The organism is Streptomyces sp. NPDC050732, assembly GCF_040654255.1.
GTDB lineage: Bacteria > Actinomycetota > Actinomycetes > Streptomycetales > Streptomycetaceae > Streptomyces.
Genome location: NZ_JBFAHP010000034.1, coordinates 96,805 through 103,156 on the forward strand (window position 1 = coordinate 96,805; position 6,352 = coordinate 103,156).

The following is a 6,352-nucleotide window of genomic DNA, read 5'->3' on the forward strand; positions in this document are numbered from 1 at the left end:
CGCCACCGCGGCGCACCCCACCGCATCCGCTCGAAGGGACCCACCCCATGCCGCTCGAAGCCGGCCTCCTGGAGATCCTCGCCTGCCCGGCCTGTCACGCCCCCCTCAAGGAGACGGACACCGAGCTGATCTGCACGGCGGACGCCAAGGAATGCGGCCTCGCCTACCCGCTCCGCGACGGCATCCCCGTACTCCTGGTCGACGAGGCACGCCGCCCCGCATAGCGGCACCCGCCCGGCACCCCCGGGCCACCCTGCAGGAAGCCGCGCACGGCGATCGGAGACCTCACCCCATGCTCGACGAGTCGCTGCTCGACGACCCAGAGGCGCTCGCCCGCGCCGACCGCCGAGGACTGCTGCGCGGCGCCGCGGAAGCGGGCGCCCGCGTCCGCACCGCGGCCCGGCACGCCACGGAGGCGGGTCTGACGGAGCTCAAGCCCGACGGCCGTCCCCGCGCCGTCCTCATCGCGGGGCCCGGCACCGCCGCCGCCTGCGTCGCCGACATTCTCGACGGCCTCATCGGCACCGGCTGCCCCGTCATCCGCCTCGCCCCGAGCGGTGTCGCCCCCGCCGCGGGCGCCCTGCGCTGGACCCTGCCCGGCTGGGTCGGCCCGGTGGACCTGCTCCTCATCGCCACCCCCGACGGCACCGAACCCGGCCTCTCCCTCCTCGCCGACCAGGCGTACCGCCGCGGCTGCACGGTCGTCGCCGTCGCCCCCGCGCGCACCCCGCTCGCCGAGAGCGTGGAGGGCAGCCACGGCCTCACCGTCCCCATGGCGACCTCCCCCTACGGGGCGTACGAAGGCCCGCACGACGACGCTACCCGCGGCTCCGCCTCGTACGAGGCACGCCGCGTCGAGGACGAGGCCGCGCCCGGCGCCCCCTGCACCCTGTGGGCCCTCCTCGTCCCGCTCCTCGTGCTCCTCGACCGCACCGGACTGGTCGCCGCCCCCGCCGACACCCTGCAGAAGGTCGCCGACCGCCTCGACCGCGTCGCCGAGCGCTGCGGCCCCGCCGTCTCCACGTACAGCAACCCCGCCAAGACGCTCGCCGCCGAGCTGGCCGACTCCCTCCCGCTGATCTGGACCGAGGGCCAGTCCGCGGGAGCCGCGGGACGCCGCTTCGCCGCCACCCTCGCCGAGCAGGCCGGGCACGCCGCGCTCGCCGCCGAACTGCCCGAGGCGCTGCCCGCGCACGGCGCCGTCCTCGCCGGCAGCCCCACCGGCGGCGACGACACCGACGACTTCTTCCGCGACCGCGTCGACGACCCGGCCGCCCTCCGCGCGCGCGTGGTGCTGCTCCGCGACCGTCCAGTGGACGCCGGAGGCCTCACCGCGGCCCCCGCCGCCCGCGAACTGGCACACGGCCACGACATCGCGCTCAGCGAACTCGAACCGGAGGACGGCGACGAACTGGAAGCGCTCGCCGAGCTGATCGCCGTCACGGATTTCGCCGCCGTTTACCTGGCGCTCGCCTCGGGGGCCGGATCATGACCACTGCACCGGTCACCTCGAAGGCCCGGCACGCGCACACGCAGCAGTACCCAGTGCAGTAGTACCCAGTAAGGGAGAGCCCCTCCGTGGACCGCCTCACCAACACCATCCGCCCCTACGCCTGGGGTTCCACCACCGCCATCGCGGAGCTCACCGGCGCCGAGCCGAGCGGCGAACCGCAGGCCGAGATGTGGATGGGCGCCCACCCGGGCGCGCCCTCGCGCACTGAGCGCGGCGCACTGAACGAGGTCATCGACGCGGCCCCGGAGCGCGAGCTCGGCAAGGCGGCCGCCGCCAAGTTCGGCCCGCGCCTGCCCTTCCTCCTCAAGATCCTCGCCGCGGGTGCCCCGCTCTCCCTCCAGGTCCACCCCGACCTCGCGCAGGCGAAGGAGGGTTACGCCGACGAGGAGCGCCGCGGCGTCCCGGTCGACGCCCCGCACCGCAACTACAAGGACGCCAACCACAAGCCCGAACTGATCTGCGCCCTCACGCCCTTCGACGGCCTGTGCGGCTTCCGCGCCCCCGCCGAGACCGCGGCCCTCCTGGAAGCCCTGGAGGTCGACAGCCTCAAGCCGTACGTCGACCTGCTGCGCGCCCAGCCCGAAGAGGCCGCCCTGCGCGAGGTCCTGACGGCCGTGCTGACCGCCGACCCCGAGGAGATGGCCGAGACGGTCACCGAGGTCACGGCCGCCGCCCGGCGCCTCGGCGGGATCTACGCGCCCTACGCGGGCATCGCCCACCACTACCCCGGCGACCCCGGCGTCATCGCCGCCATGCTCCTCAACCACGTCCAACTGCAGCCCGGAGAGGCCCTGTTCCTCGGCGCCGGCATTCCACACGCCTATCTCAACGGCCTCGGCGTGGAGATCATGGCCAACAGCGACAACGTCCTGCGCTGCGGCCTGACCCCCAAGCACGTCGACGTACCCGAACTGCTGCGCGTCGTCCGCTTCGACGCCACCGACCCAGGCGTCCTGCGCCCCGAGGCCTCCGAGACCGGCGAAGAGGTCTACGAAACCCCGATCGACGAGTTCCGCCTCTCCCGCCTCGTCCTGCCCGAGGGCGCCGCCCCGCACGACCTCACCGCCCCCACCCCGCAGATCCTGCTCTGCACGGCGGGCTCGGTCCGCGCCGGCGAACTGTCCCTGACGCCCGGCCAGTCCGCATTCGTCCCCGCGGGTGAAAAGGCCGAAGTGTCCGGCCCCGGCACGGTTTTCCGAGCCACCGTGGTGGCCTGACGCACCAAGGCCCTCCCGTGCTGCAACAATGACCCACCGCAAAGGGCGGGCAAAGCACCGCCGACAGCGTGGTCGATACGTACGAAGGCGAAGGGGAACCCCGCACTCATGAGCGCGTCAGGCGGAACAAAGGCGATTGTCGCGGCACTGGCCGCGAACCTCGCGATCGCGGTGGCGAAGTTCGTCGCGTTCATCTTCAGTGGCTCGTCCTCGATGCTCGCCGAGAGCGTCCACTCCCTCGCCGACTCCGGCAACCAGGGACTGCTGCTCGTCGGCGGCAAGAAGGCGCAGCGCGAGGCGACCCCGCAGCACCCGTTCGGCTACGGCCGCGAGCGCTACATCTACGCCTTCCTCGTCTCCATCGTCCTCTTCTCGGTCGGCGGCATGTTCGCGATCTACGAGGGCTACGAGAAGATCAAGAGCCCGCACGAGATCGAGCACTGGTACTGGCCCGTCGGGGTCCTGGTGTTCGCGATCATCGCGGAGAGCTTCTCCTTCCGGACCGCCATCAAGGAGTCCAACGCGACGCGCGGCAAGCTCACCTGGACGCAGTTCGTCCGCCGCGCCAAGGCGCCGGAGCTGCCCGTCGTCCTCCTGGAGGACCTCGGCGCCCTCGTCGGCCTGATCCTCGCCCTCGGCGGCGTCGGCCTCGCGCTGGCCACCGGCGACGGCGTCTGGGACGGCATCGGCACGCTCTGCATCGGCGTCCTCCTCATCGCGATCGCGATCATCCTCGCGGCGGAGACCAAGTCCCTGCTGCTCGGTGAGGCCGCGGGCCTCGAAGAGGTCGGCAAGATCGAGAAGGCCCTGGTCGACGGCGACACGGTCACCAAGGTCATCCACATGCGCACGCTCCACCTCGGCCCCGAGGAGCTCCTCGTCGCCGCCAAGGTCGCCGTCCAGCACGACAACACGGCCGCCGAGGTCGCCACCGCGATCAACGCCGCGGAGGAGCGCATCCGCGCCGCGGTCCCGATCGCCCGAGTGATCTACCTGGAGCCGGACATCTACAACGAGTCGGCGGCCGCCGCCGGCCAGAACCCGGCGAAGGCGCCCGGCGGCCACTGAGCCTCCTCGTCCGTACGCGATGGGGCCCCGCACCGGTGTGGTGCGGGGCCCCATCCCCGTATCCGGACGCACCCCGGCCGCTACCGGACCTCGCGCAGCACGTCGAGGACCGCCGCGTCGTCGGGCGCGGCCTCCAGCCGCTCCCGGAAGCCCGTGTCCATCAGCTTCCGCGACAACAGGGCGAGAATCCGCAGGTGCTCGTCCCCGGCGGCCGCCTCCGGCACGGAGATCATGAAGATCAGCTTGGCCTTCGTACCGTCGAGCGAGCCCCACTCGATGCCTTCCGGCGACCGCGCGAACCCGACAACCGGGGCGTCCACGGCATCGGTCTTGGCATGCGGGATGGCGATCTCCTCGCCGAGCCCGGTGGTGCCCTGCGCCTCACGCCGCAGCGCGGTCCGCACCAGCTCCTCCACGTCGTTGACCTTGCCGGTGGTGGCGAGCAGCGCGGCCATCTCGCGGATGGCGGCCTCCTTGTCGCCCGCGTTGAGCCGGACCTTCACGGTCTGTCGGTTGAGATATCCGGAGAGGACCTCGTCCTTCTCCTCTTCGTCGTCCTTTTCGTCGGGCTCGGCGAGCGCCGCCTCGGGCACACCCGGCGCGTCGACCGGGGGAGCCCCGCGCCGCTTGCGCTCACTGAGGTCGACCAGCGTCACGGTCGTGAGCGCCGTGACGACCGCACCGACGGCGATGGCCACGAAGAACATGGGTACGCCGCCCACCGCGCCAAGGATCGCCACGATCGGCCCGCCGTGCGGCACCGCGTCCTTCACGCTCGCCATGCCGGCGATGGCACCGGCGACGGCGCCGCCCAGCATGTTGGCGGGAATGACCTGCGCGGGCCGCGCGGCGGCGAACGGAATCGCGCCCTCGGAAATCCCGAAGAAGCCCATGAAGAGCGACGCCATCCCGGTCTCGCGCTCCTGCTCCGAATACAGCTTGCGGCGGAGCAGCGTGGCGAGGCCCTGACCGAGCGGCATCACGGGGATGGCCGCGGCGCACATGCCCATCACGGTCTGGTTGCCGGTCGCGATGAGCCCCGTACCGAAGAGGAACGCGGTCTTGTTGACGGGGCCACCCATGTCGAACGCGATCATGAGGCCGAGGATCGCCCCGAGCAGGATCGCGCTGGTGCCCGTCATCCCGCTGAGCCAGCTCGTCAGATGCTCGAACACCCAGGAGATCGGCTTGCCGATGACGTAGATGAAGAACAGCCCGAGAGCGGTGGTCGCGACGATCGGGATCACGATGATCGGCATGATCGGCTGCACGAACTTCGGGACCTTGACCATCTTGATCCACTGCACCAGATAGCCGGCCAGGAACCCGGTGACGATGGCCCCGATGAAGCCCGCGCCCGCCTTGGAGTCGTACAGCTCCCCGGTATTGGCGATCCACCCGCCGATCATGCCCGGCACCAGCGCGGGCCGGTCCCCGATCGCGTACGCGATGTACCCCGACAGGATCGGCACCATCAGCGTGAAGCCGATGACCCCGATGGCGTTCACGTGCGCCCAGAAGGTGCCTTCCGGAATCACATAGCCCTTGGACGTCGCATCGCCGCCCAGCGCCAGCGAGATCGCGATCAGCAGACCGCCGACCACGACGAACGGAATCATGTACGAGACGCCGTTCATCAGCGCCTTGTACGCGACGCTCCGCTCCCGACCGCCCCCGGCGCCCCCTGCGGGGCCCCGCGCGGCGCCGTCGGCACCGCCCTCACCGTGCACGGGAGCGCTCCGCACCCGCTCGATCAGCTGCTCGGGGTGGCTGATGCCCTCGGACACCCCGACGGACAGCACGCGCTTACCGGCGAACCGGCTGCGGTCCACGTCCTTGTCGGCTGCGATGATGATGCCGTCGGCGTCTCTGACATCGTTGTCAGAGAGGACGTTCTCGGCCCCGATGGAACCCTGTGTCTCCACCTTCATGTCGATGCCGAGGCTCTCCGCCGCCTGCGAAAGCTTCTCGGCCGCCATGTACGTGTGGGCGATACCGGTCGGACAGGCGGTCACGGCGAGCAGCTTCAGCCTCCGCTGCCCGCTGGTGTCCCCGCCTATGGGGGGTTCGGCCGGACTGGTCACGTGGATCTCCTAACGCCTTTGCCACACAAGATCGCGCACATGTTCCCGATCTCAAGGCATCCTGCAACACATAAGCGCAGGATCAAAAGTGCAAAGGTCCCATATCGTCCGCCTCTGACGGCCTATCCGCCGAACATCATGTCCGCGGAGGCGGGCTGGGGCTTGCTGGGCCAATCGGTGTAGCTTGGGGACGAGCCAGACGTCGCTGCTGATGGCGGTCGGGCGGTCCACGCACGGACTGTCCGAGGGAGAGAGGGCCTCCGACGGACTGCGCTGCGCGCGTCGGTGCACCGTGTGCCCGATGCCGCAGGTCAGCCATGTCCACCCTCGACCCATCCACGAGGAGCAGCTCACTCATGACTCTCATCAACGGCAAGGACTTCAAGGTCGCCGACCTCTCGCTTGCGGCGTTCGGCCGTAAGGAGATCACGCTGGCCGAGCACGAGATGCCCGGTCTGATGGCGATCCGC

The 6,352-nt window shown here is 71.0% G+C and carries 6 protein-coding genes; 5 read left to right on the forward strand and 1 reads right to left on the reverse strand.

Annotation, left to right across the window (positions count from 1 at the left end; all coding sequences use genetic code 11):
- Positions 1 to 47: 47 nt before the first annotated feature.
- The 4 genes from AB0H82_RS27980 (at position 48) to AB0H82_RS27995 (ending at position 3,798) form a co-directional block, all read left to right on the forward strand.
- Positions 48 to 224: a Trm112 family protein gene (locus AB0H82_RS27980; protein ID WP_362997443.1), complete on the forward strand. Its 177-nt coding sequence runs from the start codon at positions 48 to 50 to the stop codon at positions 222 to 224.
- 68 nt (positions 225 to 292) lie between these two features.
- Positions 293 to 1,492: an SIS domain-containing protein gene (locus AB0H82_RS27985; protein WP_362997445.1), complete on the forward strand. Its 1,200-nt coding sequence runs from the start codon at positions 293 to 295 to the stop codon at positions 1,490 to 1,492.
- 86 nt (positions 1,493 to 1,578) lie between these two features.
- A complete protein-coding gene (gene manA, locus AB0H82_RS27990) occupies positions 1,579 to 2,730 on the forward strand; it encodes a mannose-6-phosphate isomerase, class I (protein ID WP_362997447.1) in 1,152 nt (383 codons plus the stop codon).
- A gap of 108 nt (positions 2,731 to 2,838) precedes the next feature.
- Positions 2,839 to 3,798: a cation diffusion facilitator family transporter gene (locus AB0H82_RS27995; protein WP_362997448.1), complete on the forward strand. Its 960-nt coding sequence runs from the start codon at positions 2,839 to 2,841 to the stop codon at positions 3,796 to 3,798.
- Positions 3,799 to 3,878: 80 nt separating this feature from the next.
- Here AB0H82_RS27995 and AB0H82_RS28000 read toward each other — a convergent pair whose 3' ends face one another.
- Positions 3,879 to 5,882, reverse strand: a complete 2,004-nt coding sequence (locus AB0H82_RS28000) for a fructose-specific PTS transporter subunit EIIC (protein ID WP_362997450.1) — start codon at positions 5,880 to 5,882, stop codon at positions 3,879 to 3,881.
- A 356-nt stretch (positions 5,883 to 6,238) separates the two neighbouring features.
- Between AB0H82_RS28000 and AB0H82_RS28005 the strand changes: the two genes are divergently transcribed.
- The coding region (locus AB0H82_RS28005) for an adenosylhomocysteinase (RefSeq protein WP_362639756.1) at positions 6,239 to 6,352 on the forward strand (114 nt) is incomplete at its 3' end.

What these genes read in the sequence shown, in the direction of transcription:
- AB0H82_RS27985 (WP_362997445.1), top strand. Translation starts at nt 293, where the DNA reads ATGCTCGACGAGTCGCTGCTCGACGACCCAGAGGCGCTCGCCCGCGCC.
- AB0H82_RS27980 (WP_362997443.1), top strand. Translation starts at nt 48, where the DNA reads ATGCCGCTCGAAGCCGGCCTCCTGGAGATCCTCGCCTGCCCGGCCTGT.
- AB0H82_RS27995 (WP_362997448.1), top strand. Translation starts at nt 2,839, where the DNA reads ATGAGCGCGTCAGGCGGAACAAAGGCGATTGTCGCGGCACTGGCCGCG.